Here is a 24,915-nt window from a genome sequence, read left to right as displayed (position 1 = left end):
CCGTACAGGAAGGAATCGAACATGCAAGATAAGCTGTTTACTCTGCCGGTGGTTAATCAGATTTCCCCTTACCTCACCCAGCGTCAGGTAGGTGAACTCCCGGCGATTGTCATCAGTCACCCTAAGGTTCGGGCTGCGATCACCCTGCAGGGCGCGCACCTGATCGCCTGGCAGCCAAGCGGTGAGAAGCCGGTGCTCTGGCTGAGCGATAAGAGTCTCTTCTCACCAGGCAAAGCAATTCGTGGCGGTGTCCCCATCTGCTGGCCGTGGTTCGGCCCGGCAGGCGAACCGGCACACGGTTTTGCCCGGATTCAGCTGTGGAAGCTGACTGCGCATGATGAGAATGAAGATGGCGTGATGCTGACACTGGTGCTGGAGAGCAATGCACAGACGCTGAAGCTCTGGCCGCATGAGTTTACCCTGATTGCCCGCTTCCGCCTGGGCCAGCATTGTGAGATCGAACTTGAAGCCTACGGTGACTTCGAAGCGACAGCAGCGCTGCACAGCTACTTTACCGTCAGCGACATCAACGGCGTTGAGGTTTCCGGTCTGGGCAATAGTTTTATCGACAAGGTGAATAACGGCGAGGCTGGCAGCAGCGACGGCAAGCAACGTTATCCGGGACGCATTGACCGTATCTTTACCGCCGCAGAAGATTGCTCGGTGATCAATGATACGGCGGATCAACGGCAGATTGAGGTTTATCACCATCACCACAGTGACGTTGTCACGTGGAATCCAGGTGTGGAACTCTCCTGCAGCATGTCGGACATGGCGAATGAGGGTTATAAAACCATGGTCTGCGTGGAGACGGCGCGCATCAGTAAACCGTTACGCAGCGCAGGTGAGAAGCCAGCACGCCTGGCCACGACTTTCCGCCTGAAGAAGAAAGCCGCAGCGGGCGACAAGGTCAGCGGCTAAACGATATCCAGCGGTAACTTATGCTGTGGTGCTGGCCAGGCACGATCGATGAGCTGCAACTCTTCATCGGTCAGGACGACCTCCAGTGCCGCAGCATTTTCCTGCACGTGAACGACTGAGCTGGCTTTGGGAATGGCAATCACCTCAGGCTGACGAATGACCCAGGCCAGCAGAAGCTGCGCGACGCTGATGCCCTTCTGTTGTGCAATCTGCGTCAGTACCGGGTCGGTAAAGAGTGAGTCACGCAGCCGTCCTGCCTGTGCCAGCGGACAGTAGGCCATTATCGGCATCTCACGCTGCTGACATGCCGGCAGCAGATCAAATTCAATACCGCGTGACGCCAGATGATAGAGCACCTGATTGGTCGTACACTGACTTCCTTCCGGTTCATCCCAAAGTTCTGCCATGTCATCTGTGTCAAAATTCGAGACGCCCCAGTGACGGATCTTGCCCTGCTGCTGCAGGCGTTCCATGGCGCGCAGGGTCTCTTCCAGTGGAACATTACCGCGCCAGTGCAACAGGTAAAGGTCAAGATAATCGGTCTGCAGACGGCGCAGGCTGCGCTCACAGGCTTCAATAGCATCCACTTCGCCTGCATTCCACGGATAGACTTTTGATACCAGCAGCGCCTTGTCGCGACGCCCCAGCATGGCCTGCCCGACCACCTCTTCGGCTCCGCCGTCGGCGTACATTTCGGCGGTATCAATCAATTGCAAACCACATTCAAGACCTGCCTGCAGTGCAGCGATTTCAGCGGAACGCTGCGCCGGATTCTCGCCCATGTACCAGGTGCCCTGGCCAATGACCGGCAGATTACTGAAGTCAGCAAAGTTAATCGTGTTGCGCATTCTGCTCTCCCGCCCCCTTTCGGGGCCCTGTAAAAGAACAGAGGGCAATAGATGCCCTCTGTTGGTGCGAATGAAGCGTTATCAGAAGGTGTAGCTGATACCCGTCCAGATTAACGCCTGCCCGCTTTTATCAATCATTGGGCTGTCTTTGATTTCGCTGTCAAAGCGCGTGTAGCGTCCTGTGAGGCTGGCATTCCACTGCGGAGAAATCTGATAGCTGGCATTCAGCTCAACGTAAGGGGACCAGCTGTCATCAGGCGTATAGCGACTAATACCGGTCCGGGCGCTTTCATGGCCGGAGACACCGTAGTAGTAACGGTTTTGATTGGCGCTGTTCCAGATAGCACCAATGCCCGGAGTAAGACTGAAGTCGCCCATCTCAAAGCGATAAAGGTAGGTTAAATCCCACATCATCCCGTTGCTGTTGTTCAGCACATCGCCCAGTAATGAAGTACGGACGATACCCCAGTCAGCAACGTGACGATACGTTGCGCCACCCATCAGCGTCATACGGCGTTTATCCAGCCCTTTCATGTCGCCCAGGTCATTCTCACTGGGTTTGTACTCCTGCGGTGAACCCAGCAGCGTCAGCGACAGCTGGTTCTGGGGATCTTTCCACAGATAGTAGCCACCCTGCAGGCTGCGGAACCAGAAGTCTTCACCCTCATAGTTGATCACCGGAAGGGGGATATAGCGATCCTGACCGCCGCGATAAGGTGACTGGGCATAGAGTACCGACGCACCAAGAGAAAGCGGTGCGGCAAAGGCCTGCGAGCTCAGTAAATAACACGGCAGAAGTGCAACAAGCGTCTTAAATTTGAATTGGTTCACAATTTATTCATTCCATAAATATAACAATCAAACAGGAAGTCTAACGTTTTTTTACGGCTGCATTAACTTATATCGAATTCCTTTAAGTTACTCACCAATCAAAGTGGCATTTAAGGTTAAAAACACGTTAAGTTAAAGCATCACCCATATGAACTCATCTCACGACAAACCTGAAATACTCTTGATCTCCCCCTCATTCACCTAAACCCGTGGAGGAAATTTCCTAGAAGCCATCTACAGTTAGAAGTAACAGCATAGAATTTGACCGAGCAGAGTAACCACAAACGTTGTGTATCCCGATAAAAAAGATCAGGTTGGCATAAGGGTTGCTGTACTCAACAGAGAATATCTTCCGGGAGCTGCTACAAGTCATTAATTGTGCTCCTTACCTGTGCTAAAAACGAAAGGACGGGCATCGCTATGAATATATTCGATCACTATCGTCAGCGTTATGAAGCTGCCAAGGACGAAGAGTTCACACTGCAGGAATTTCTTGCTATCTGTAAGCAGGATCGCAGTGCATACGCCAACGCTGCAGAGCGACTGTTAATGGCTATCGGAGAGCCGGTAATGGTCGACACTGCTCAGGAGCCACGCCTTTCCAGAATATTCTCCAACCGTGTGATGGGACGCTATCCAGCGTTCGAGGAGTTTTACGGCATGGAGGAAGCGATTGAACAGATCGTCTCCTACCTGAAACATGCCGCTCAGGGACTGGAAGAGAAAAAACAGATCCTCTATTTGCTGGGGCCGGTCGGTGGCGGTAAATCCTCACTGGCGGAACGGCTTAAGTCGCTGATGCAGCGGGTGCCTATTTATGTGCTCAGTGCTGACGGCGAACGCAGCCCGGTAAATGACCACCCTCTTTGCCTGTTCAATCCGCAGGAAGATGCGCACATTCTTGAAAAAGAGTATGGCGTACCACGCCGCTACCTCGGCACGATTATGTCGCCTTGGGCCGCTAAACGTCTGCACGATTTTGGTGGTGATATTTCACGTTTCAAAGTCGTTAAAGTCTGGCCGTCGATTCTGGAACAGCTGGCTATCGCCAAAACTGAACCGGGCGATGAGAACAACCAGGATATCTCTGCGCTGGTGGGTAAAGTGGATATCCGTAAACTGGAAAACCATGCGCAAAACGATCCCGATGCCTACGGCTATTCCGGTGCCCTCTGCCGCGCGAACCAGGGCATCATGGAGTTCGTCGAGATGTTTAAAGCGCCGATTAAAGTGCTGCATCCGTTACTGACGGCGACGCAGGAAGGGAACTATAACGGTACCGAAGGCATTTCGGCCCTGCCGTTCAACGGCATTATTCTGGCGCACTCCAACGAATCTGAATGGGTGACGTTCCGTAACAACAAGAATAATGAGGCGTTCCTTGACCGTGTCTATATCGTCAAGGTGCCCTATTGCCTGCGGGTCTCTGAAGAGATCAAAATCTACGACAAGTTGCTTAACCACAGTGAGCTGGCGACCTCGCCCTGCGCACCTGGCACGCTGGAAACGCTGGCACGCTTCTCTATCCTGTCGCGCCTGAAAGATCCTGAGAACTCCAGTATCTATTCCAAAATGCGGGTGTACGATGGTGAAAGCCTCAAAGATACCGACCCTAAAGCGAAGTCCTGGCAGGAGTATCACGACTACGCCGGTGTGGATGAGGGGATGAACGGTCTCTCGACCCGCTTTGCCTTTAAAATCCTGTCACGGGTGTTTAACTTCGACCACGCTGAAGTGGCCGCCAACCCGGTTCATCTGTTCTATGTGCTGGAGCAGCAGATTGAACGTGAGCAGTTTCCACAGGATCAGGCAGAGAAATACCTTGAACATCTTAAAGGCTATCTGATTCCTAAATACGCTGAGTTTATCGGCAAAGAGATTCAGACTGCTTATCTGGAGTCCTACTCTGAGTATGGTCAGAACATCTTTGACCGCTATGTCACTTATGCTGACTTCTGGATTCAGGATCAGGAGTATCGCGATCCCGATACCGGACAGCTGTTTGATCGTGAATCGCTCAATGCGGAACTGGAGAAAATTGAGAAACCCGCTGGCATCAGTAACCCGAAAGACTTCCGTAATGAGATCGTCAATTTTGTGCTGCGCGCCAGAGCACATAATAATGGTCGCAATCCAAACTGGACCAGTTACGAGAAGTTACGCACGGTAATTGAGAAGAAAATGTTCTCGAATACCGAGGAGTTACTGCCGGTGATTTCGTTCAATACCAAGACCTCTACCGATGAGCAGAAAAAACATGATGATTTTGTCGATCGCATGATGGAAAAAGGCTATACCCGCAAACAGGTTCGCCTGCTGTGTGAATGGTATCTGCGTGTGCGTAAATCGTCCTGATAGAGGTAAGCTTGCCGGTAAGTGATACCGGTCTGACAGGGTCGGGTGCGCCCGACCTGCTTACAATGTAGTTTGGGGGAATACCATGGCCTATTTCATCGATCGCCGGCTTAACGGTAAGAACAAGAGCGCGGTTAACCGCCAGCGCTTTCTTCGCCGTTATAAGTCGCAAATTAAGCAGTCGATCTCCGAGGCCATCAATAAACGCTCGGTGACCGACGTCAGCAGCGGCGAGTCCGTCTCTATACCTATTGACGACATCAATGAGCCGATTTTCCATCAGGGACGCGGCGGAAATCGTCATCGGGTCCATCCGGGTAACGACCATTTTGTGCAGAATGACCGTGTTGAGCGTCCACAGGGCGGCGGCGGCGGTGGCAGCGGACAGGGTAATGCCAGTCAGGATGGTGAAGGACAGGATGAGTTTGTCTTTCAGATCTCGAAGGATGAGTATCTTGACCTGCTGTTTGAAGACCTTGCCCTGCCTAATCTGCGCCGCAACCAGCATCGTCAGCTTAATGAATATAAGACTCACCGTGCCGGTTTCACCTCTAACGGCGTACCAGCCAATATCAGCGTCGTGCGTTCGCTGCAGAACTCACTGGCGCGTCGTACCGCAATGACGGCAGGGAAACGCCGTATGCTGCATGAACTGGAAGAGACGCTGCAGGAGATTGAGAAAACTGAACCTGCTCAGTTGCTGGAGGAGGAGCGGCTACGCAAAGAGATCGCTGAATTGCGGGCGCGCATCGAACGGGTGCCCTTTATCGACACCTTCGATCTGCGCTACAAAAACTTTGAGAAACGCCCGGAGCCTTCCAGCCAGGCGGTCATGTTCTGTCTGATGGATGTCTCAGGTTCGATGGATCAGGCCACCAAGGATATGGCGAAACGCTTCTATATCCTGCTTTACCTGTTCCTGAGCCGCACCTACAAGAACGTTGATGTGGTTTATATCCGTCATCACACGCAGGCCAAAGAGGTGGACGAACAGGAGTTCTTCTACTCTCAGGAGACGGGCGGCACCATCGTGTCCAGTGCACTGAAACTGATGGATGAAGTCGTAAAAGAACGCTATGACCCGGCGCAGTGGAATATCTACGCGGCGCAGGCATCGGACGGTGACAACTGGGCCGACGATTCACCGCTCTGTCATGAGATTCTGGCGAAGCATATTCTGCCGGTCGTGCGTTATTACAGTTATATCGAAATCACCCGCCGTGCGCATCAGACGCTGTGGCGTGAGTATGAGCATCTGCAGGCAACATTCGATAACTTTGCCATTGAACATATTCGCGAACCGGAAGATATCTATCCGGTGTTCCGATCGCTGTTTCATAAACAGGCAACGGAAGCCTGACCCACCAGGCCGGTTAATCACCGGCTTTTTTTATCTGCCGAATAACCTGCTAAAACAGTCTGTTTTCTCCCGCTTGCCTGCCAACCCCCTCATTCTTCACATTAATCTGATTCCATACCCTCTTCAGCAATTGGTATAATGATCATTTTCACAATGACAACTCCTTGATAAAACATTATCTTTCAGAGATAGCATGGATATTTGTCAGCAGTTGCTGCAGCGCACTGTCATATCTCAGGAGACCGGGTTTGAACCACACTATTGTCTACAGTCTTTTTATCATCGGTTCCGTGCTGGTAGCATCGAGCATTCTGCTCAGCTCTTTCTCATCCCGACTGGGCATTCCTATTCTGGTTATCTTCCTCGCACTGGGTATGCTCACCGGTGTTGATGGTATCGGCGGCATCGCTTTCGATAACTATCCCGCGGCTTACTTAATTTCTAACCTGGCGCTGGCGATCATCCTGCTGGATGGCGGTATGCGAACCAAAGCCAGCTCGTTTAAAGTCGCGCTCGGGCCTGCGCTGTCGCTGGCCACCGTCGGCGTGATGATCACCGCAGGTTTAACGGGCGTCGTGGCCGCATGGCTCTTTAACCTCGACATGATGCAGGGCTTCCTGATTGGCGCCATTATTGGCTCTACGGATGCTGCTGCGGTCTTCTCACTGCTGGGTGACAAAGGCCTGAATGAGCGCGTCAGCTCCACGCTGGAGATTGAATCGGGCAGCAACGACCCGATGGCCGTGTTTCTCACCATTACCCTGATTGAAATGATTGAACAGGGCCGCAGCGGCCTTGACTGGATGTTCCTGGTGCATCTGGTACAGCAGTTTGGTCTGGGTATCGTATTAGGCCTGGGCGGCGGCTGGGCGCTGCAGCAACTGATAAACCGTATCAGCTTGGCTCCCGGCCTTTACCCGTTGCTGGCGTTGAGTGGCGGCATTCTGGTGTTCGCGCTGACCACGGTATTAGAGGGCAGCGGTATTCTGGCGGTCTATCTCTGTGGCTTCTTACTGGGCAACCGCCCGATTCGTAACCGCCACGGCATTCTGCAGACCTTTGACGGTATGGCCTGGCTGAGTCAGATTGGCATGTTCATTGTGCTGGGCCTGCTGGTCACACCCTCTGATTTGTGGCACATCGCGGTGCCAGCCATGCTTCTTTCGCTGTGGCTCATTCTGGTGGCACGTCCGCTGTCGGTCTTTATTGGCCTGCTGCCATTTCGCAACTTCACGACCCGTGAACGGGTCTTTATCAGCTGGGTCGGCTTACGTGGTGCGGTACCGATTATTCTTGCGGTCTTCCCGATGATGGCAGGCTTAGAGAACGCTTCGCTCTATTTTAATATCGCTTTCTTCGTGGTGCTGGTCTCCCTGATGCTGCAGGGTACATCACTGGGCTTTGCTGCCAAAAAAGCCAAAGTGGTGGTGCCGCCAACCGCTTCACCTATCAGCCGTGTGGGTCTGGATATTCATCCGGAAAATCCCTGGGAGCAGTTCGTCTACCAGCTCAGCGCCGACAAGTGGTGTGTCGGTGCCGCACTGCGTGACCTGCAGATGCCACGCGAGACGCGTATCGCCGCCCTTTTCCGTGACAATGTGCTGATGCATCCCAATGGCGGGACGCGTCTGAAAGAGAACGACGTTATCTGCGTCATTGGCCGCGAGCGCGATCTTCCCGCGCTGGGCAAAATGTTCAGTCAGTCACCGCCGGTTTCGCTCGACCAGCGCTTCTTCGGCGACTTTATTCTGGATGCAGAAGCTCGCCTGCGCGATGTTGCGCAGATTTACGGACTGGAACTGGATGAGAGCACGAATGATCAGCAGTCACTGGGACAGCTGGTTCTGGCTATGCTCGGCGGTTCACCGGTGGTCGGCGATCAGGTGGAGTGGAATCAACTGACATGGACTGTTGCTGAGAAAGAGGATAACCGTATTGTGAAAATTGGTGTCCGGCCAGCGGAAGAGAAGGAATAATCCTAATGATTCAGCCACGTTATTTTCTCTCAATACGCTAAGCTTAACGTTCTACGCCAGTAAAAACGGGAGAAATGAATGGGACACGTGGTTAAAATTGGTCGTTATGAGATTGTTGATGCCGATCTTGGCGGTGAGAATCCGGACACTGTCAGTATCCCCTGTCACACTAATCCCGGTTTAATTACGCAACTTGATGGCTGGGATCGTGATACCAGCGTCCCGGCCTGGATTGACGGTGAACCGGTGAATCTGCAAATCGGCCATTACGATAAACAGCAGGACCGCTGGATTTTAAAGAAACCTGCCTGATGCGCGATCATTACCGCCAGTCGTCAGATTCGGCGGTAATTCCTAAAAAGCGTCTTAAACAGTTTAGTTATAACTGACCCCCTTCCTTATTTTATCTAATTAAATCCACAAGTTAGCTATTTAAAACTTTAATCAGTTTTGATGTTTTCAGATTTTTTCCGTATTAACTCTGTCAAATAACTCCTGCATACTCATTCTCAATGCTGCAACATTCCGTGATTATCATCACGCTTTAATCGTTATCTTTTTTGCAGCTGTACTGGCTTTACTGACTGCAACAGACTGAAAATTATTTTTTAATTTTTCAGAGGCCCACTCCTGAGCGCGCACCTGATTCTGGTCAGGCCATCTTTTACTTGAGAAAGAGAGCAGGTTTTATGGCAAGTACATTGATAATGAATAGCCCGAGCCGCTCATGGAGCGGCACGCGTAAAAATATCATCGTGAAATTCGCCCTGAGCTTTTCCGATCTGATTGCACTTAACCTGGCACTGTTTTTATCTGCCGCGACGATACAAGGTATTTGGGGCGAGCTGGATACCTTTATTCCACCGCACCAGATCGAATATCGTTTCGTGGCACAGTTTATTATGTCAGTAATGTGTACCGGCTGGTTCTGGGTACGTCTGCGTCACTATACTTATCGCAAACCGTTCTGGTTTGAGCTTAAAGAGATCGTTAAAACATTATTTGTTTTTTCACTGCTCGACCTCGCACTGATCGCTTTTTCTAAATGGGACTTCTCCCGCATGGTGTGGGTCTTCAGCTGGACATATGCCCTGCTGCTGCTCCCACTGATGCGTGCTCTGGTGAAACGCGCCATCAACAAGGCGGGCCAGTGGCAGAAAGAGACCATCATTATCGGTTCCGGCCGCAATGCCACCGAAGCTTATGCGGCGCTGCAGAGTGAAGAGATCCTGGGCTACAACGTGCAGGCCTTTATCTCGGTTGATGATGTTCCTGCCCAGCAGAGCGTGAATGGCGTGCCCGTTATCACCTGGAAAGACATTAACTGGCAGACCATTGACCGCGATAACGTGCAGTTTATTGTTGCCATGGAGTATGAGCAGCAGCCAATGCGCGATCGCTGGCTGAAATTCCTGTCGAAGATGAACTGCCGTTCAGTCTCAGTGATCCCTACGCTGCGCGGTGTACCGCTTTATGGTACGGACATGTCCTTTATCTTTAGCCATGAAGTGATGATCCTGCGCGTCAGCAACAACCTGGCGAAACACTCCTCCCGTTTCATGAAGCGTGCCTTTGACATCGTGGTGGCGTCAATGCTGCTGCTGTTCCTTGGCCCGATCTTCGCCCTGCTCTGCTACATGGTGAAACGCGATGGCGGCAATGCAATTTATGGTCACGAACGTGTGGGCCAGAATGGCAAAAAATTCAAATGCCTGAAATTCCGTTCCATGGTGACCAATTCAAAAGAGGTGCTGGAGAAATTACTGGCAACCAGTGAAGAGGCGCGGATTGAGTGGGACAAAGATTTCAAACTGAAAAACGACCCGCGCGTGACCCGTATTGGTAGCTTCCTGCGAAAAACCAGTCTGGATGAGTTACCGCAGTTATGGAACGTGATCCGCGGCGAGATGAGCCTGGTGGGTCCGCGTCCGGTTATCGAAGCGGAGCTGGAGCGTTATGCGGGTGATGTGGACTATTACCTGATGGCCAAACCCGGCATGACAGGTCTTTGGCAGGTCAGCGGACGTAACGATATCGACTATGACACTCGCGTCTACTTTGACTCCTGGTATGTCAAAAACTGGGCGCTCTGGACCGATATCGCGATCCTGTTTAAAACCGCAGGGGTGGTATTACGCCGCGACGGCGCCTACTAGGCCTTTAATGCGATGCCTGTTTACAGCAGGCATCGCACTTTCCGCACGACTTCCTCTATCTTTTTTGCCTCTGAATCATTACCCTCTTCGATCGTTTTTCAACAGAACGTTACCCTCTGGTTGTTATGCAAAAATTTACGCTGCTGTTATTAAGCCTGGTGCTGCTGGCACCCTTAGGCATTGATCTCTATTTGCCCACGCTGCCACAAATCGCAGAAGGGCTGGATACGCCGGTTAATCTGGTTCAGACCACGATTCCACTGTTTCTGCTGGTCATGGGGCTGGGACAACTGGTCACGGGTCCGCTGGTGGACAACTATGGCCGCAAGCCGATTGCCCTGCTGGGACTTGCGCTTTACATCGCCGGCAGTGCTATCGCTGCCACGGCGACGTCATTCCCGCTGTTTGTCGTTGCTCGTCTGGTGCAGGGCTGTGGCGTCTGTTGTAGCGCCGTTGTCGCCTTTAGCGGCGTGCGCGACCGCCTGAGTGGCGATGATGCCGCACGCGCCTATGGATTCCTGAACGGCGCACTGAATATCGTTCCGGCACTCGCTCCGTTACTGGGTGGCCTGCTGGCCAGCGCCTTTGACTGGCGCGCGCCCTTCTGGTTCCTCTGCGCCTATGGTCTGCTGATTACGCTGCTGGTGATTATCTGGCTGCCCGAGACGCGCCCGGCAGATACCCTGCGGGTGAAAGGATTACCGGTTAAGCAGTACGCTGAAATCCTGCGTCAGCCGCGTTTTCTGGCGTTCGCTTTTGCCAATGCCGGTGCGCTGGGCATGGTGCTGACCTACGTGTCACTGGCACCACAGGTATTAATGACCGAAGGCGGCCTGACGCCGATCCAGTTCTCGTTTGCTTTCGGGGCCAACGGTTTCTGGATTATGTTTGTCAGCATGTTTGTGAATAAAGCGATTCGCAAAGCGGGTCGCCCTTTCTGTCTGGCAATGGGTTTTTTAACGATGCTGCTGGGGGCGGTACTACTGATGGCGGGAACGCAGATATTTCCGGCGGAAATGCAAACACACTGGGCGCTCTACATGTTCCCGGTGGCGGTATCGGTTGCCGGACTGGCCTTTACGGTAGGACCCGCCACCAGCTATGCGCTGGAGCCGTATCAGCAACAGGCAGGCGTGGCGTCCGCCCTGCAGGGATTTATTCAGATGGCTGGTGGTGCAGCAGGCAGCCTGGTAATCGTTGCGCTGCCGGTGGCGGAGAAGCTCTCGCTGAGCCTGATGATGCTGCTGGGTGCAGCGCTGGCGTTTATCGCCTGGCGCTGCAGCAGAAAGATGCGCGGCAGCCTGACCGCGCTTAAATAACGGTGACCGGAACGCGGGGTGCCAGGGCGCACATCAGCTCATACCCTACCGTTCCGGCTGCTTTTGCGACCTGATCGATTTTCACCTGCTCACCCCACAGCTCAACGGCTGAGCCAATGCCAGCCTGAGGGCAAGGCGTTAAGTCCACGGTAATCATATCCATGGAGACGGCTCCCACCACCTGCGTCATTACACCATCTACGCAGACCGGCGTGCCGGTTGGGGCATGACGCGGATAGCCATCAGCGTAACCGCAGGCCACCACGCCAATCCGCTGCGCCGTGCTGGCATGATAGCGATAGCCGTAACCCACGCCATCGCCAGCCTGTAATTGCTGAACCGCGATAATCTCACTGCTTAAGGTCATCACCGGCTGCAGGCCACTGCCTGCAATGTCCTGCCAGTTACCGCTGGGCGATGCGCCATACAGAATGATGCCAGGACGAACCCAGTCAAAATGCGCTTCAGGATGCCATAAGGTGCAGGCGGAGTTAGAGAGCGATCGCGGGCAGCTCAACCCTTCTGCCGCCTGCTCAATGCGCTGCAGCGGTGCAACTAAACCCTGCGGATTTTCAGCATCGGCGAAATGCGCCATCAGCGTCATCTCACCGACATTGCTCAGCGCCCGCAGTTTCTGCCACGCGCCGTTGACCTGCTCCGGGCGAAAGCCCAGACGGTTCATCCCGCTGTTCATTTTGAGATAAATATCAACCGGGGCAGAGAGTTGGGCACTGGCCAGTGCTTTGATTTGCCAGTTGCTGTGCACACTGGTAGTCAGACGATAGCGATCGATTAACTGCAAATCTTCTGGCTGGAAAAATCCCTCCAGTAACAGAATCGGTTTTTTCCAGCCCTGCTCACGCAGCTGAATCGCCTCCTCCATATTAAGCAGTGCGAAGCCGTCAGTAACAGATAACGCCTCGCGGACGCGTTCAATACCATGGCCGTAAGCATTCGCTTTCACCACTGACCAGACGCGGGATGCAGGTGCCGCCTGGCGAACGACCGCCAGGTTCTGACGTAACGCCTGCTGATTGATGGTAGCGATAATCGGACGTGACATCCTCTCTCTCCCTGAAGACTTAACGAGTTGCGTTGGCGTTACGCAGCGGCGATGACGTCGGCGCGAAACCGGGTAAGTAGCGGAACACCGCTAAGTCATCCGCCGCAATGGCAGGCTTTTTACCGGAGATGAGATCGGCCAGCAGCTGACCAGAACCACACGCCATCGTCCAGCCCAGCGTACCGTGACCGGTATTGAGCCAGAGATTAGAAATTGGCGTGGCACCCACAATCGGCGTACCGTCTGGCGTCATCGGACGCAGCCCGGTCCAGAAACTCGCCTGCGCGACATGACCGCCTTCAGGATAGAGATCACTGACGACCATCTCCAGCGTTTCCCGACGTGCTTCAGTGAGTTTGGTGTTAAAACCAACAATCTCTGCCATGCCACCAACACGAATACGATCGTCAAAACGGGTCACCGCCACTTTGTAAGTCTCATCCAGAATGGTCGAAACCGGCGCAGCGTCAGGGTTTTTAATCGGAATGGTCAGAGAGTAGCCTTTTAGCGGATAGACCGGGATATCAATGACATTTTTTAACAGCGCGGTGGAGTAAGAACCCAAGGCCACCACATAACTATCCGCCTTGATGATCTCCTCACCACACTTCACACCATAAATACGATTGCCATCGCGCAGCAGGTGGTCAACCGGGGTGTTAAAGCGGAAAACGACGCCCGCCTCTTCGGCCATTTTTGCCAGACGCTGAGTGAAAAGCTGACAGTCGCCGGTTTCATCGTTGGGCAGCCGTAATCCGCCAGTGAGTTTATGCTGCGTTGCCGCCAGTGCAGGCTCAACGCGTGACAGTTCATGCGCCTCTAACAGCTCATAGGGCACGCCCGCGTCGCGCAGCACGGCAATATCTTTGCTGGCGCTGTCAAACTGCTGTTGAGTGCGGAACAATTGTAATGTTCCACCCTGACGACCTTCATAGGCGATGCCGGTCTCAGAACGCAGCGCTTTCATGCAGTCGCGACTGTACTCGGCAATCCGTACCATGCGGCTTTTGTTCTGCTGATAGTGGGTGATGTCGCAGTTACGCAGCATGCGCCACATCCACTCCAGCTGAAAACTGCTGCCATCCAGCCGGATAGCCAGCGGCGCGTGGCGCTGAAACATCCACTTCACGGCTTTCAATGGCACGCCTGGCGCGGCCCAAGGTGCGGCATAACCGGGTGAGATCTGACCGGCATTACCCGCGCTGGTCTCCATCGCCGCCGCGGGTTGACGATCGATGACGGTCACCTGATGTCCGGCGCGCGCCAGATACCAGGCGCTTGCCACTCCCACCACACCACTTCCAAGAATTACAACGTGCATAGCTCCCCCACCCGGCATGTAAAAGCATAATTCACTGTTAAGAAGATGATAGTCAGCGGATTTACACAGCGGACATCACCCCATAAATTCAGCATCCATTTCACATCTTTTTCACTTTTCAGGTAACTAAAATCTTGCTGCCCGGCTAATTTCAGCGCTTTATGCGCCTTAATCACGAAAGACAGAAATAAATGACAACAGTGGCAGTTAAATCTGCGCATTGCAGGAGAATCCTTCAACCCCATACATTCCGCTTATAAACAGGATGATATTCCGCATTTTAAATTAATAGTCGCATCAAAGGCTGTTAAATTCTCTGCTGCAACACTCTTAATGATTTTGTGCCAAAGAATTCATTTGAGTTCGTATTTCGGATAAGCGACAGTGGGCTATCATTGTTGTGTTCGCTCAGTTTTTTTCGGGTTCCCTTTTTCAGGACGAAGCCTTAAATAACCAGAACGGGTTGTCTTTCGGGTCAGCCGGTTTGCAAAAAAGAGGTGCGCTATGACGACAATCTTTGACGAAGCCATCAGAGACAGCAAACGACTCAATGACGGACCAGACTGGACATTCGAACTGCTTGATGTCTATTTAGCAGAGATCGACCGGGTGGCTAAACTCTACCGGCTTGATACCTACCCGCACCAAATCGAAGTGATCACCTCTGAACAAATGATGGATGCCTATTCCAGCGTCGGTATGCCCATCAACTATTCACACTGGTCATTCGGTAAAAAGTTTATCGAGACCGAGCAGCGTTATAAGCACGGTCAGCAGGGGCTGGCCTATGAGATTGTCATCAACTCGAACCCCTGCATCGCCTACCTGATGGAAGAGAACACCATGACCATGCAGGCGCTGGTGATGGCGCATGCCTGCTATGGTCACAACTCATTCTTCAAAAATAATTATCTGTTCCGCAGCTGGACCGATGCCGGCTCAATTGTCGATTATCTGCTGTTTGCCAAAAACTATATCAGTGACTGCGAAGAGCGCTATGGCGTCGAAGAGGTCGAGCGACTACTCGATTCCTGCCATGCCTTAATGAATTATGGCGTCGATCGCTATAAACGCCCGCAGAAGATCTCCCTGCAGGAGGAGAAGGCGCGCCAGAAAAGTCGTGAAGAGTATCTGCAAAGTCAGGTAAACACCTTGTGGCGCACGCTGCCACGACGTGAGACCGAGGCGGTGGCTTTTGAAGCCGCACGCTACCCTTCTGAGCCGCAGGAAAACCTGCTCTATTTTATGGAAAAAAACGCCCCGCTGCTGGAGTCCTGGCAGCGTGAGATCCTGCGCATCGTGCGCAAGGTAAGCCAGTATTTCTATCCACAGAAACAGACCCAGGTGATGAATGAGGGCTGGGCAACCTTCTGGCACTACACCATCCTGAATCACCTGTATGACGAAGGCAAAATGTCGGAACGCTTTATGATGGAGTTCCTGCACAGTCACACCAATGTGGTGTTTCAGCCGCCTTATAACAGTCAATGGTACAACGGTATCAACCCTTACGCCTTAGGGTTTGCGATGATGCAGGACATCAAGCGCATCTGTCAGTCGCCAACGGAAGAGGACCGCTACTGGTTCCCGGATATCGCCGGTTCCGACTGGCTGGAAACACTGCATTTTGCGATGCGTGAGTTCAAGGATGAGAGTTTTATCAGCCAGTTCCTGTCGCCGAAAGTGATGCGCGATTTCCGGCTGTTCACTGTGCTGGATGATGACCGCAATAACTATCTCGAAATCGCCGCGATCCACGATGAAGCGGGTTACCGGGCGATTCGTCAGCAACTTTCCGCACAGTACAACCTGAGTAATCTTGAGCCTAACATTCAGGTTTACAACGTTGATGTGCGCGGTGACCGTTCGCTGACACTGCGCTATGTGCCGCAGAGCCGCACGCCGCTGGATAAGAGCCGTCGCGAGGTGCTGAAGCATGTGCATCGCCTGTGGGGGTTCGATGTGATTCTGGAACAGCAGAACGAGGATGGCAGTGTGGAGCTGCTGGACCGCAATCCGCCACGCGGTTCTTCACTTTGAGGGTTCAGTTGAAGGTGACGGCTTAGAAACAAAAAACCGGACGCGATGTCCGGTTTTTTTTAACGTTTGTTGCCGAGATCGTCAGGCAAGTTTTTCTGCATGCTGTGCCAGATTTCACCGCTGCGGCGACCATAGTTGCGCACCACATCCACAATCTCATCCTGTCCTGGTTCTTTATCGCACAGCGCCAGAAGCTTAAGATAGAAATCGCGCGCGACCTGGCGAGCTTCCGGGTTAGAGAAGTAGTGACGACCAACGCGAGTATAGAGGCCTTTCAGGCCATTCAGAATCAAACCATAAATCGGGTTACCTGACGCAAATGCCAGGCCACGGAACACCCGATAATCAAGTTCGGTATAGGCATCAGCCTGATCGGCTGCGGCACTGACTCTCTCCAGCACTTCACGCGCTTTATCCGGATGATGACGCAGCGCTCGGCTGATAAAAATCGATGAAATGTTGCTGCGGACAGACAGCAGGTTGTCGATTAACACGGGAACGCTGTCGTGATCGAGACGGGCCAGGGTTTCCAGAATATTGAGGCCGGAGGTCTCCCAGAAATCGTTTACCCGTGTCGGTTTGCCATGCTGAATCGTCAGCCAGCCATCGCGTGCCAGTCGCTGCAGCACCTCACGCAAGGTAGTGCGCGTTACCCCAATCAATTCAGAAAGCTCACGCTCAGCAGGAAGAATCGATCCGGGCGGAAAGCGACTGTTCCAGATGCTTTCAATAATATACTCTTCAGCAAATCCCGCTGGACTCTGAGCCTTTATAACCATAGCAATGTGTTCTCGTTGCTTTTCTCATCATGATGTGGACTCATCATACCAGACGCCCTATAGCGGATATAGCCTGCGTACTCATTAAACCGGGCGTAGTCGCATATTTCAGAATGGCTGACAATCTAATCTGCTGCGCAGAGACAACCGTCATCAGAACAGTTTTATGGGCTGAAACAACCTGTGTCCCCGAACAGCATAATGGCGTTCTGAATGCGTGGACTGTTCGCGCAGGATAGTTGCTGCCAGCCGTTTCACTGACTGCCTTATGCGACCCACTCTCTCCGCCTGACTGATTTCAATCGCCGTGCTGATGCGACCTCCGCGGAGATAGCCTCTGCAGATCCTCATTTAACCTGTTCTGGATCAGAATCAGGTCATGTTTGCACACGATTTTTCCTTGCGACTGGCTGGTTTGCAAACGCTTTTGGTTTACACTGCGTGGCATTAACGTTTACAGGGAATGCAATATGTTGCGATATCTGAATCAATGTTCACGGGGGCGTGGAGCCTGGTTATTACTGGCACTGACGGCGCTTGCACTGGAATTGACGGCACTCTTTTTTCAGCATGTGATGGGCCTGAAGCCCTGCGTAATGTGTATCTATGAGCGTAATGCCCTGTTTGGTGTGTTGGGTGCGGGTCTGGTGGGCGCAATTGCGCCTAAATCGTCGTTGCGTCTGGGCGCGCTGGCCTTGTGGATCTACAGTGCCTGGGAAGGACTGCGTCTCTCCTATGAACATACGATGATTCAGTTGCACCCTAACCCATTCACCACCTGTGATTTCGCCGCACGCTTCCCCAGCGGATTACCGCTGGATAAGTGGATGCCATCCGTGTTTCAGGCTACCGGTGATTGCGCTGATCGCAGCTGGACGTTCCTGACGCTCAGCATGCCACAGTGGATGATTGTGGTATTCGCCGGTTATCTGCTGGTTGCGGCGCTGGTACTGATTGCCCAGCCGCTAAAACCAAAACGTCGCGATCTCTTTAGTCGCTGAGATCAGGAAAGGCTGCCAATGGCAGCCTTTTTTTCATATCCCGACTCACGCGACGCGTTTAGCCGTTGCGATCGGGGCGATCGATAATGTGATCTTCCCAATCCCGCACTTCACTCTCGCGCACGGCAATATACCTTACAGAAATACGCTTCGCGTGCATGGCGGTTTTAGAACCGGCTCGCAGCGGATGCCAGGCGGGGAGATCTTTACCTTCACCCAGCAACCGGTATGCACAGGTACGCGGTAACCAGTTAAACGTGGTCAGATTTTCGCGCGTTAACTTGATGCAATCCTCTTCAAGTTCGAAGCGGCGCTCATAGTTGCGGCACTGGCAGGTTTTAATATTGAGCTGATTACAGGCGACATTGGTGAAGTAGATCTCATCGGTGTCTGCGTCCTGTAACTTGTTCAGGCAACACTGTCCACAACCATCACACAAGGATTCCCATTCCTCATCGCTCATTTGTGCCAGGCGTTTTTGTTGCCAGAAAGGGGTGTCTGTCATGATGATTTGTCCGGGTTGTGCCTAAACCGCACCTTATAAAGCCTATGCTGCGGTGATGCAAGTTTTTAGAGTACGCGCGTGCTGATGCCGTGACCCGCCAGGGAGACTTCCAGCTGATCACCCGAGCGCATCGGGCCCACCCCTTCTGGCGTACCGGTCAGAATCACGTCGCCGGCGCGCAGGGTAAAGTAGTGGCTCATGTGTGCAATCAGCGGCAGGATTTTATGAATCATATCTTCGGTGTTACCGTGCTGCCGCACTTCACCATTCACCACCAGTTTCAGTTCGACATTCTGCGGATCGCCACTGAAGTCTGACACCGGGATAAAACCGGAAACCGGACAGGCGTTATCAAAACCTTTGGATTTTTCCCAGGGCTGGCCTGCTTTTTTCAGCCCGGACTGCAGATCACGCAATGTCAGGTCCAGCGCCACGCCATAACCTGCAATCGCTTTAGCCACATGTGCCTCCGTCGCCTGCTTCAGCGTCCCGCCAATCAGCACGGCCAGTTCGACCTCGTGATGAACTTCGCCAAATGCGTCGGGAATAGAGAGCGGCTGGCGTAAATCACACAGCGCTGTTTCCGGCTTGATAAAGATCACCGGCTCAGTCGGCGTTGCGCTGCCCATTTCTTTAATGTGTTTTGCGTAATTACTGCCCACGCAAACCACTTTACTGACCGGAAAATCTAACAGAGCGCCTTGCCAGTTACGATGCTGATACATGCTCATCCCCTGTTCAGGTTAGGTGTGATGCCAGCGCTGCTGGCGGGTTGATGTTTGCTTTTGTGTTGATCGAAATGCCAACCTCATGGCGTGATAATAAGATCCTTTTAACGGTCCGGGGGATGGAATTTGTCAAAAAGCGTAAATGGCGGCGCTGAGGTGCTGAATAATCGTACAAATCAGGCGAAAAAAATGGGCAGGAAATTTAGAAACGGGTGAAACAGATAAGCTGCGCCGTTAATTTTACGCAGCGTCGGGCAATATTATCCTGCCAGGATGACGCCGACAGGATTTATATTTACAGAAGAATCTGAGTTAAACTTTTTTATCAGCCTCTAAATGAATTTTTAGCAGACTTTCAATCGGCGGAGGAAGTTGCAAATAATAGCCCTGCTCACTCAACCCCTGCTTAACTTTATTGATATCTGCATTTGCCAGCCTGTCGCGGCCCGCCAGCTTTAGCACCATCGCCAACTGCGGCTTGCCAAACCCTTTCAGCAATTCTTCAGGAACGCGCGAGAAATCGTCCTTTTTTTCTACATAGAGATAAGTCTGGTCACGTAACGGGCTTCTGTAGATCACACAAAACATATTTTTTACTCGAATTAACCGGCGTTGAGGCTTGTCTGAATATAGCTGTAACTATAACATGCTTGCAGAACTTCGAATATTCACCGTTAGCGCTTCAGTGATGATTTTATCATCGGCTTGCTAACGGTAGTGAAAACAGGACTGAGTCGGGACAGATGTCGCAAACGCCAATCGAATTCAAAGGTAGCAGTTTCACCCTATCTGTCGTCCATTTGCACCACCATGACCCTGCGGTGATTCGTAAGGCACTTCAGGACAAGATTGATCAGGCTCCGGATTTCCTGAAAAACGCACCGGTTGTACTTAACGTCGCCACATTGAGTGCCGAGGTTAACTGGAAACAGTTGCAGCAGGCGATTCTCGCCACCGGTTTACGTATTGTCGGCGTAAGCGGCTGCAAAAATGACGCACTGAAACGCATGATATCCCGGGCAGGCCTGCCAGTTCTGGCAGAAGGCAAAGAGTCCAGACCGCGTGCAGAAGCGCCACCACCCGTGCCAGTTCCTGAACCGCTGCCGGTGGTCACCGAAACGGTGGCAACGAAAACACGCATCGTGAACACGCCGGTGCGTTCAGGCCAGCAGATTTATGCGCGTGACGCTGATTTGATTATCACCAGCAGCGTCAGCGCCGGCGCCGAACTGGTCGCCGATGGCAACATTCATATTTACGGCATGATGCGCGGTCGCGCACTGGCGGGTGCCAGTGGTGATCGCAATTGCCAGATTTTTTGTACCAACCTGGCCGCCGAGCTGGTCTCGATTGCCGGAGAGTACTGGATCATGGATCAGATCCCGCAAGAATTTTTTGGTAAAGCCGCGCGTCTGTGCCTGCAGGATGGCGCGCTGACTATCCAGACACTTAATTAGGCCCCTTTTCTTTTGTTAAGGAAATCAACATTTATGGCACGCATTATTGTAGTTACATCCGGTAAAGGGGGCGTTGGTAAGACCACGTCAAGCGCGGCCATCGCCACCGGTTTAGCGCAGAAAGGCAAAAAGACGGTCGTTATCGACTTTGATATCGGTCTGCGTAATCTGGATTTGATCATGGGTTGTGAACGCCGCGTGGTTTATGACTTCGTCAACGTTATCCAGGGCGATGCCACGCTGAACCAGGCGCTGATTCGCGACAAACGCACTGAGCAACTCTACATTCTGCCCGCCTCGCAGACCCGTGATAAAGATGCGCTGACTCGCGAAGGTGTTGAAAAAGTTCTGAACGACTTAGCCGCTATGGAATTCGATTTCATCGTCTGCGATTCACCGGCAGGGATTGAAACCGGTGCACTGATGGCGCTCTATTTTGCTGATGAAGCCATTATCACTACGAACCCGGAAGTCTCATCTGTGCGTGACTCCGACCGTATCCTCGGTATTATTTCGTCTAAATCGCGTCGTGCGGAAAACAGTCAGGATCCGGTGAAGGAGCATCTGCTGCTGACCCGCTATAACCCTGGCCGGGTTAACCGTGGCGATATGCTGAGCATGGAAGATGTGCTGGAGATTCTGCGCATTCCTCTGGTTGGCGTGATTCCTGAAGATCAATCGGTGTTACGTGCCTCTAACCAGGGTGAACCGGTGATTCTTGACGGCGAATCTGATGCTGGCAAAGCCTATGCCGATACCGTTGAACGGTTGCTCGGTGAAGTACGCCCCTTCCGCTTTATCGAAGAAGAGAAGAAGGGTTTCCTGAAACGCCTGTTCGGGGGATAAACCATGGCATTACTTGATTTCTTTTTATCCCGGAAGAAGAACACTGCCAACATAGCCAAGGAAAGGCTGCAGATTATCGTGGCAGAACGGAGAAGGGGCGACAGTGAGCCCCATTATCTTCCGCAACTTAAGCGCGACATTCTGGAAGTGATTTGCAGATATGTGAAGATCGATCCCGAAATGGTGACTGTGCAGCTCGATCAGAAAGGTGACGATATCTCGATTCTGGAGCTGAACGTAACGTTGCCGGAAACGGATGAAGTGACTAAATGACGCTGACGGTTTCCTGAATTTCCCCTGCGCTCTGGCAGGGGAAATTTTTACCGTTAACAACCCGCCAGAATCTCCTCAATGCCGGGTTTCAGCAGTTCGCCCCGCCATCCGGTCAGTAACTCCGGTTGACGTCCCTGTGGCTTAAGACCCCAGTGCTGGCTTAATACCTGATTAATCTGACGTCGTGACGCCAGTAATTCCTGACTGAACCCACTCTGCCCGCTGACCTGCTGCACCAGGGCTTTCATCGCTTTAAACACCTGCTTGTAATCAGGATGGTCGATCAGATTGCCCAGCGGAGCCGGCAGTTCACTTTCATCCAGCGCCTCTGCTTCGGCCACCAGCGCCACCAGCGTTTTACCGTGGAAACGGATTTCATGACCTGACAGTCCCAGATGATCCAGCTCACCCAGTGAACCTGGCATAAAGCGCGCGACTTTCCACAGGTGCTCTTCGCGCACAACAAAGTTAACCGCCATATCCTTTTCACGCGCCAGTTTCAGACGCCAGGCCGCCAGTCGCTGCAGCGCGGCCAGTTGACGCGGACGCAATTGCCAGGCATTGGTGATATCCCGCCAGGCTTCATCCGGCGAAAGGCTATCCAGACGACGCTGACAAAGATTGTCGCACTCACTGAGCGCCGCCGCCATGTTGCCGGCCTCTTCAGTGTTGATCATCAGCTGGCGCGCAATCGGCAGCAGATAGTGAACGTCTGCCGCCGCATATTCGCACTGACGCTGGGTCAGAGGGCGTGCCAGCCAGTCGGTGCGTGATTCACTTTTATCGAGTTCGACCTGCGTGAAATGCGCCACCATTGAGGCAAAGCCCCAGGAGAGCGGCTGGCCGGAGAAGGCTGCCAGAATCTGTGTATCGATCATCGGTGTCGGCAGCACGCCGAAACGGTGCAGGAAGACTTCCAGATCTTCACCTCCGGCATGGAGGAATTTGGTGACACGGGTGTCGGTAAGCAACGCAATAAAGGGTGACCAGTCACGGATATTCAGTGGGTCAATCAGCACCAATTGGTGATCGTCGAACAGCTGGATCAGGCCAAGCTGAGGATAGTAAGTACGGGTACGGACAAATTCGGTATCCAGTGCCACCGCCGCCTGCTGGCGCGCTTTCTGACACACGTCTGCCAGTTGATCATCCTGGTCGATAAGGGAATAGTTCACGTCTGATTTCCACCGCAGCTAACAACGCGCGGCGCTCCATGTTAAAAACAATAAAAACGCCGGACATGCCGGCGTTCAACCTCAATTTTGCCCGGATTCAGCTCGCGCCGGGTTTTACCTCGTCACGCAACTCGCGCCGCAGAATCTTGCCGACGTTGGTTTTGGGCAAATCATCACGAAACTCAATGATCTTCGGCACCTTGTAGCCGGTCAACTGACGGCGGCAGTGATCGAGCACGTCTTCTTTAGTCAGTGACGCGTCTTTTTTCACGATACAGACTTTTACGGCTTCGCCAGAAAGATCGCTCGGCACACCAATTGCCGCCGCTTCACGCACTTTAGGATGCTGCATCAGCACATCTTCGATTTCATTCGGATAGACATTAAAACCGGAGACCAGAATCATATCTTTTTTGCGGTCAACGATGCGGATAAAGCCTTCCTGATCAACGGTAACAATATCACCGCTGTGGAGCCAGCCATTTTTCAGCACTTCCGCTGTCGCTTCCGGATGCTGCCAGTAGCCCAGCATCACCTGGGGACCTTTGATGCAGAGCTCACCCGGCTCACCTGGCGGCACTTCGTTGCCATCGTCATCCAGAATCCGCACGTCTGTCGAGGGCACCGGCAGGCCGATACTGCCGGTATGACAGCTGATGTCATACGGATTGACTGACACCAGCGGCGAACATTCGGTCAGGCCATAGCCTTCCAGCAGATAGTGTCCGGTTAGCTTTTCCCAGCGTTCCGCCACCACTTTCTGCACAGCCATCCCGCCACCGGCCGAAAGACGCAGCGTTGAGAAATCGAGCTTATTGAACTGCTCATCGTTGAGCAGCGCATTGAACAGCGTGTTCACGCCAGTGATCGCGGTAAACGGAAATTTACCCAGCTCCTTAACGAAGCCAGGAATATCACGCGGATTCGTGATCAGCAGATTCTGACCGCCCAGCTCCAGGAAAAGCAGGCCATTCACTGTTAAAGCGAAAATGTGATAAAGCGGCAGCGCAGTGACGACAAACTCTTTACCGTCGCGCAGCACTTTACCGTAAGTCGCGCGGGTCTGCTCCAGGTTCGCCTGCATGTTGCGATGGGTCAGCATTGCCCCTTTGGCTACGCCGGTCGTGCCGCCGGTGTACTGCAGGAAAGCGAGATCGTCATTTGAGACGGTCGGACGCTGATAATTGAGTGTGGCACCCACGTCCAGAACATGACGAAAGGAGATGGCGCCAGGCAGATGATATTTAGGCACCAGCTTCTTCACATACTTGACGATAAAGTTAACCAGCGTCGCTTTTATGGGTGCCAGCTGATCGCCCATCCGCGTCAGAATGACATGACGCACCGCGGTTTCCGCCACCACTTTTTCCAGCGTGTGGGCAAAATTCGAGACGATGACGATGGCGCTGGCACCGCTGTCATTGAGCTGATGCCTGAGTTCACGTGGCGTATAGAGCGGGTTAACGTTGACCACCACCATGCCAGCGCGCAGCACACCAATCAGGGCCACCGGATACTGCAATAAGTTAGGCATCATCAGGGCCACGCGGTCACCCGCTTTCAGGCCCAGTTGCTGCTGGAGATAGGCGGCAAACGCGCGGCTCTTCTCCTCCAGCTGACGGTAACTCATCTTCTGACCCATGTTTATAAACGCGGGTTGATCAGCGTAGCGTTTTACGGCCTGCTCAAACAGATCCACCAGCGAGGTGTAACGATCTGCACTTATTTCGGCAGGCACATCTGCCGGGTAGCGTTTCAGCCAAACCTTATTCAAGGATTCACCCCGATAATTATGTTGTATTTCCATCGCTGCCTCAGCCAATCTGTTTTGTTAACAATATTTTAACTGATTGTACCAGTTTGCCTGGTTTGGCATGTTGAGGTTGCGAAGTGCATCACTAAATTTCGTGCAGCGAAAACAGGCAAATAAAAAGCCCGGCAGCGAGCACCGCAACCGGGCT

At 52.8% G+C, this 24,915-nt stretch carries 22 protein-coding genes; 12 read left to right on the top strand and 10 right to left on the bottom strand.

Going from position 1 to position 24,915, the window contains the following annotated elements; all coding sequences use genetic code 11:
• Window positions 1–21 precede the first annotated feature (21 nt).
• A complete protein-coding gene (locus KTJ90_RS08785) occupies window positions 22–921 on the top strand; it encodes a D-hexose-6-phosphate mutarotase (RefSeq protein WP_499026329.1) in 900 nt (299 codons plus the stop codon).
• On the opposite strand, the gene KTJ90_RS08780 is transcribed toward KTJ90_RS08785, so the two are convergent.
• On the bottom strand, window positions 918–1,769 hold the full coding sequence (locus tag KTJ90_RS08780; RefSeq protein ID WP_140033348.1) for an aldo/keto reductase: 852 nt from the start codon (window positions 1,767–1,769) through the stop codon (window positions 918–920). The two genes, KTJ90_RS08785 and KTJ90_RS08780, sit on opposite strands and share 4 nt — an antisense overlap.
• Before the next feature lie 81 nt (window positions 1,770–1,850).
• Window positions 1,851–2,600, bottom strand: a complete 750-nt coding sequence (locus tag KTJ90_RS08775) for a MipA/OmpV family protein (RefSeq protein ID WP_003852740.1) — start codon at window positions 2,598–2,600, stop codon at window positions 1,851–1,853.
• A gap of 420 nt (window positions 2,601–3,020) precedes the next feature.
• Between KTJ90_RS08775 and yeaG the strand changes: the two genes are divergently transcribed.
• The 6 genes from yeaG to KTJ90_RS08745 all read left to right on the top strand — a co-directional run bounded on the left by yeaG (window position 3,021) and on the right by KTJ90_RS08745 (window position 11,766).
• Window positions 3,021–4,955, top strand: a complete 1,935-nt coding sequence (gene yeaG / locus KTJ90_RS08770) for a protein kinase YeaG (protein ID WP_003852739.1) — start codon at window positions 3,021–3,023, stop codon at window positions 4,953–4,955.
• Window positions 4,956–5,040: 85 nt separating this feature from the next.
• Window positions 5,041–6,315 (top strand): YeaH/YhbH family protein, encoded by a 1,275-nt coding sequence (locus tag KTJ90_RS08765; protein WP_003852738.1) that lies wholly within the window; start codon window positions 5,041–5,043, stop codon window positions 6,313–6,315.
• A gap of 248 nt (window positions 6,316–6,563) precedes the next feature.
• Window positions 6,564–8,291 carry a potassium/proton antiporter gene (locus tag KTJ90_RS08760; RefSeq protein ID WP_003852737.1) on the top strand — a complete coding sequence of 576 codons (1,728 nt, stop codon included), beginning with the start codon at window positions 6,564–6,566 and terminating at the stop codon, window positions 8,289–8,291.
• Window positions 8,292–8,369: 78 nt separating this feature from the next.
• Window positions 8,370–8,603, top strand: coding sequence for a DUF1480 family protein (locus tag KTJ90_RS08755; protein ID WP_003852736.1), 234 nt, complete (start codon window positions 8,370–8,372; stop codon window positions 8,601–8,603).
• 377 nt (window positions 8,604–8,980) lie between these two features.
• Window positions 8,981–10,447, top strand: a complete 1,467-nt coding sequence (gene wbaP / locus KTJ90_RS08750) for an undecaprenyl-phosphate galactose phosphotransferase WbaP (protein WP_008925307.1) — start codon at window positions 8,981–8,983, stop codon at window positions 10,445–10,447.
• A 125-nt stretch (window positions 10,448–10,572) separates the two neighbouring features.
• Complete coding sequence (locus KTJ90_RS08745) at window positions 10,573–11,766, top strand: multidrug effflux MFS transporter (protein ID WP_008925308.1); 1,194 nt, start codon at window positions 10,573–10,575, stop codon at window positions 11,764–11,766.
• Here KTJ90_RS08745 and dadX read toward each other — a convergent pair.
• A complete protein-coding gene (gene dadX / locus KTJ90_RS08740; protein ID WP_457173052.1) occupies window positions 11,759–12,829 on the bottom strand; it encodes a catabolic alanine racemase DadX in 1,071 nt (356 codons plus the stop codon). The two genes, KTJ90_RS08745 and dadX, sit on opposite strands and share 8 nt — an antisense overlap.
• A 19-nt stretch (window positions 12,830–12,848) precedes the next feature.
• Window positions 12,849–14,150: a D-amino acid dehydrogenase gene (locus KTJ90_RS08735; RefSeq protein WP_499026324.1), complete on the bottom strand. Its 1,302-nt coding sequence runs from the start codon at window positions 14,148–14,150 to the stop codon at window positions 12,849–12,851.
• Window positions 14,151–14,654: 504 nt separating this feature from the next.
• Between KTJ90_RS08735 and KTJ90_RS08730 the strand changes: the two genes are divergently transcribed.
• The gene (locus KTJ90_RS08730; protein ID WP_499026322.1) at window positions 14,655–16,190 is read left to right on the top strand and encodes a SpoVR family protein; all 1,536 of its coding nucleotides are present in this window, start codon (window positions 14,655–14,657) and stop codon (window positions 16,188–16,190) included.
• A 59-nt stretch (window positions 16,191–16,249) separates the two neighbouring features.
• Here the strand turns inward: KTJ90_RS08730 and fadR are convergent, their stop codons facing one another.
• A complete protein-coding gene (fadR, locus tag KTJ90_RS08725; protein WP_078804465.1) occupies window positions 16,250–16,969 on the bottom strand; it encodes a fatty acid metabolism transcriptional regulator FadR in 720 nt (239 codons plus the stop codon).
• A 470-nt stretch (window positions 16,970–17,439) separates the two neighbouring features.
• On the opposite strand from fadR, the gene dsbB reads away from it, so the two are divergent.
• Window positions 17,440–17,970, top strand: coding sequence for a disulfide bond formation protein DsbB (dsbB, locus tag KTJ90_RS08720; RefSeq protein ID WP_078804466.1), 531 nt, complete (start codon window positions 17,440–17,442; stop codon window positions 17,968–17,970).
• Between the two features lie 58 nt (window positions 17,971–18,028).
• Here the strand turns inward: dsbB and ycgN are convergent, their stop codons facing one another.
• From ycgN to KTJ90_RS08705, 3 genes are all read right to left on the bottom strand, one after another.
• On the bottom strand, window positions 18,029–18,475 hold the full coding sequence (gene ycgN, locus KTJ90_RS08715) for a cysteine cluster protein YcgN (RefSeq protein WP_003852723.1): 447 nt from the start codon (window positions 18,473–18,475) through the stop codon (window positions 18,029–18,031).
• Window positions 18,476–18,540: 65 nt separating this feature from the next.
• Window positions 18,541–19,200, bottom strand: a complete 660-nt coding sequence (locus KTJ90_RS08710; protein WP_003852721.1) for a fumarylacetoacetate hydrolase family protein — start codon at window positions 19,198–19,200, stop codon at window positions 18,541–18,543.
• A gap of 315 nt (window positions 19,201–19,515) precedes the next feature.
• A complete protein-coding gene (locus tag KTJ90_RS08705) occupies window positions 19,516–19,791 on the bottom strand; it encodes a YcgL domain-containing protein (protein ID WP_003852719.1) in 276 nt (91 codons plus the stop codon).
• A 155-nt stretch (window positions 19,792–19,946) separates the two neighbouring features.
• On the opposite strand from KTJ90_RS08705, the gene minC reads away from it, so the two are divergent.
• From minC to minE, 3 genes are read left to right on the top strand one after another with little or no spacing between them, the layout of a single operon-like run.
• Window positions 19,947–20,660 (top strand): septum site-determining protein MinC, encoded by a 714-nt coding sequence (gene minC, locus KTJ90_RS08700; RefSeq protein WP_008925313.1) that lies wholly within the window; start codon window positions 19,947–19,949, stop codon window positions 20,658–20,660.
• Window positions 20,661–20,693: 33 nt separating this feature from the next.
• A complete protein-coding gene (gene minD, locus KTJ90_RS08695) occupies window positions 20,694–21,506 on the top strand; it encodes a septum site-determining protein MinD (RefSeq protein WP_003852716.1) in 813 nt (270 codons plus the stop codon).
• A 3-nt stretch (window positions 21,507–21,509) separates the two neighbouring features.
• Window positions 21,510–21,779, top strand: a complete 270-nt coding sequence (minE, locus tag KTJ90_RS08690) for a cell division topological specificity factor MinE (RefSeq protein ID WP_008925314.1) — start codon at window positions 21,510–21,512, stop codon at window positions 21,777–21,779.
• A gap of 53 nt (window positions 21,780–21,832) precedes the next feature.
• On the opposite strand, the gene rnd is transcribed toward minE, so the two are convergent.
• A complete protein-coding gene (rnd, locus tag KTJ90_RS08685) occupies window positions 21,833–22,954 on the bottom strand; it encodes a ribonuclease D (RefSeq protein ID WP_003852713.1) in 1,122 nt (373 codons plus the stop codon).
• A gap of 97 nt (window positions 22,955–23,051) precedes the next feature.
• On the bottom strand, window positions 23,052–24,728 hold the full coding sequence (fadD, locus tag KTJ90_RS08680) for a long-chain-fatty-acid--CoA ligase FadD (protein WP_128755131.1): 1,677 nt from the start codon (window positions 24,726–24,728) through the stop codon (window positions 23,052–23,054).
• Window positions 24,729–24,915 lie beyond the last annotated feature (187 nt).

This window comes from Pantoea jilinensis (genome assembly GCF_019104105.1).
In the GTDB taxonomy this organism is placed as follows: domain Bacteria; phylum Pseudomonadota; class Gammaproteobacteria; order Enterobacterales; family Enterobacteriaceae; genus Pantoea; species Pantoea eucalypti.
This window is presented reverse-complemented; position numbering and strand designations above follow the sequence as displayed.

Excerpts from the sequence above, each read along its gene's own strand:
- KTJ90_RS08785 (WP_499026329.1), top strand. The coding sequence starts at position 22 with ATGCAAGATAAGCTGTTTACTCTGCCGGTGGTTAATCAGATTTCCCCT.
- KTJ90_RS08780 (WP_140033348.1), bottom strand. The coding sequence starts at position 1,769 with ATGCGCAACACGATTAACTTTGCTGACTTCAGTAATCTGCCGGTCATT.
- yeaG (WP_003852739.1), top strand. The coding sequence starts at position 3,021 with ATGAATATATTCGATCACTATCGTCAGCGTTATGAAGCTGCCAAGGAC.
- KTJ90_RS08765 (WP_003852738.1), top strand. The coding sequence starts at position 5,041 with ATGGCCTATTTCATCGATCGCCGGCTTAACGGTAAGAACAAGAGCGCG.
- KTJ90_RS08755 (WP_003852736.1), top strand. The coding sequence starts at position 8,370 with ATGGGACACGTGGTTAAAATTGGTCGTTATGAGATTGTTGATGCCGAT.
- wbaP (WP_008925307.1), top strand. The coding sequence starts at position 8,981 with ATGGCAAGTACATTGATAATGAATAGCCCGAGCCGCTCATGGAGCGGC.
- KTJ90_RS08745 (WP_008925308.1), top strand. The coding sequence starts at position 10,573 with ATGCAAAAATTTACGCTGCTGTTATTAAGCCTGGTGCTGCTGGCACCC.
- dadX (WP_457173052.1), bottom strand. The coding sequence starts at position 12,829 with ATGTCACGTCCGATTATCGCTACCATCAATCAGCAGGCGTTACGTCAG.
- KTJ90_RS08735 (WP_499026324.1), bottom strand. The coding sequence starts at position 14,150 with ATGCACGTTGTAATTCTTGGAAGTGGTGTGGTGGGAGTGGCAAGCGCC.
- KTJ90_RS08730 (WP_499026322.1), top strand. The coding sequence starts at position 14,655 with ATGACGACAATCTTTGACGAAGCCATCAGAGACAGCAAACGACTCAAT.
- fadR (WP_078804465.1), bottom strand. The coding sequence starts at position 16,969 with ATGGTTATAAAGGCTCAGAGTCCAGCGGGATTTGCTGAAGAGTATATT.
- dsbB (WP_078804466.1), top strand. The coding sequence starts at position 17,440 with ATGTTGCGATATCTGAATCAATGTTCACGGGGGCGTGGAGCCTGGTTA.
- ycgN (WP_003852723.1), bottom strand. The coding sequence starts at position 18,475 with ATGACAGACACCCCTTTCTGGCAACAAAAACGCCTGGCACAAATGAGC.
- KTJ90_RS08710 (WP_003852721.1), bottom strand. The coding sequence starts at position 19,200 with ATGTATCAGCATCGTAACTGGCAAGGCGCTCTGTTAGATTTTCCGGTC.
- KTJ90_RS08705 (WP_003852719.1), bottom strand. The coding sequence starts at position 19,791 with ATGTTTTGTGTGATCTACAGAAGCCCGTTACGTGACCAGACTTATCTC.
- minC (WP_008925313.1), top strand. The coding sequence starts at position 19,947 with ATGTCGCAAACGCCAATCGAATTCAAAGGTAGCAGTTTCACCCTATCT.
- minD (WP_003852716.1), top strand. The coding sequence starts at position 20,694 with ATGGCACGCATTATTGTAGTTACATCCGGTAAAGGGGGCGTTGGTAAG.
- minE (WP_008925314.1), top strand. The coding sequence starts at position 21,510 with ATGGCATTACTTGATTTCTTTTTATCCCGGAAGAAGAACACTGCCAAC.